The 1,893-nt window shown below is 47.9% G+C and carries 1 rRNA gene; it reads left to right on the top strand.

Features of this window, described 5'->3' with window-relative positions:
* Positions 1-263 precede the first annotated feature (263 nt).
* Positions 264-1,830, top strand: a 16S ribosomal RNA gene (locus ACYT32_RS12285).
* The last annotated feature ends 63 nt before the right edge of the window (positions 1,831-1,893 follow it).

Genomic DNA, 1,893 nt, shown 5'->3' with positions numbered 1-1,893 from the left:
TATGATAATTAAGTTGTCTGTTGAGATGACTTCTATCAAATCTTCATTGATTTGTTAGAAAAATTATTTTAAAAAAGCCTTGACATCAACTTGTTGGCTTGATAAAATAATTAAGTCGCTGATGAGCGTAAGCGCTTAATCAGCTGGTAGACCTTTGAAAACTGAACAAAGTTTTAACACTAAATTGTGTAGGCCAACATTTATTTGTTGGATTTACAACGAAGTCAATTCGCTAGTATAATTTTTTATGAGTCACAAACTTTTAATATGAGAGTTTGATCCTGGCTCAGGACGAACGCTGGCGGCATGCCTAATACATGCAAGTCGAACGAACTCGCGTGATGATTGAAGCTTGCTTCATGAATCACATTTGAGTGAGTGGCGGACGGGTGAGTAACACGTGGGTAACCTGCCCAAAAGTGGGGGATAACATCTGGAAACAGGTGCTAATACCGCATAACAACTACTTTCACATGATCGTAGCTTGAAAGATGGCTCTGCTATCGCTTTTGGATGGACCCGCGGCGTATTAGCTAGTTGGTGAGGTAACGGCTCACCAAGGCAATGATACGTAGCCGACCTGAGAGGGTAATCGGCCACATTGGGACTGAGACACGGCCCAAACTCCTACGGGAGGCAGCAGTAGGGAATCTTCCACAATGGGCGAAAGCCTGATGGAGCAATGCCGCGTGAGTGAAGAAGGTTTTCGGATCGTAAAACTCTGTTGTTGAAGAAGAACATGCGTGAGAGTAACTGTTCACGTACTGACGGTATTCAACCAGAAAGCCACGGCTAACTACGTGCCAGCAGCCGCGGTAATACGTAGGTGGCAAGCGTTGTCCGGATTTATTGGGCGTAAAGAGAATGTAGGCGGTTTATTAAGTTTGAAGTGAAAGCCCTCGGCTCAACCGAGGAAGTGCTTCGAAAACTGGTAAACTTGAGTGCAGAAGAGGAAAGTGGAACTCCATGTGTAGCGGTGGAATGCGTAGATATATGGAAGAACACCAGTGGCGAAGGCGGCTTTCTGGTCTGTAACTGACGCTGAGATTCGAAAGCATGGGTAGCAAACAGGATTAGATACCCTGGTAGTCCATGCCGTAAACGATGAGTGCTAAGTGTTGGAGGGTTTCCGCCCTTCAGTGCTGCAGCTAACGCATTAAGCACTCCGCCTGGGGAGTACGACCGCAAGGTTGAAACTCAAAGGAATTGACGGGGGCCCGCACAAGCGGTGGAGCATGTGGTTTAATTCGAAGCAACGCGAAGAACCTTACCAGGTCTTGACATACCATGAAAAGCTAAGAGATTAGTCTTTCCCTTCGGGGACATGGATACAGGTGGTGCATGGTTGTCGTCAGCTCGTGTCGTGAGATGTTGGGTTAAGTCCCGCAACGAGCGCAACCCTTATTATCAGTTGCCAGCATTCAGTTGGGCACTCTGGTGAGACTGCCGGTGACAAACCGGAGGAAGGTGGGGACGACGTCAAATCATCATGCCCCTTATGACCTGGGCTACACACGTGCTACAATGGTCGGTACAACGTGTTGCGAACTCGCGAGGGCAAGCAAATCACTTAAAACCGATCTCAGTTCGGATTGTAGGCTGCAACTCGCCTACATGAAGCTGGAATCGCTAGTAATCGCGGATCAGCATGCCGCGGTGAATACGTTCCCGGGCCTTGTACACACCGCCCGTCACACCATGAGAGTTTGTAACACCCAAAGCCGGTGGGGTAACCCTTCGGGGAGCTAGCCGTCTAAGGTGGGACAAATGATTAGGGTGAAGTCGTAACAAGGTAGCCGTAGGAGAACCTGCGGCTGGATCACCTCCTTTCTAAGGATATGATGCTTAGCATCAACGGAAATACACAACGTTAAAACTTTGTTTAGTTTTGAG

This window comes from Companilactobacillus sp. FL22-3, from assembly GCF_054881455.1.
This window is presented reverse-complemented; position numbering and strand designations above follow the sequence as displayed.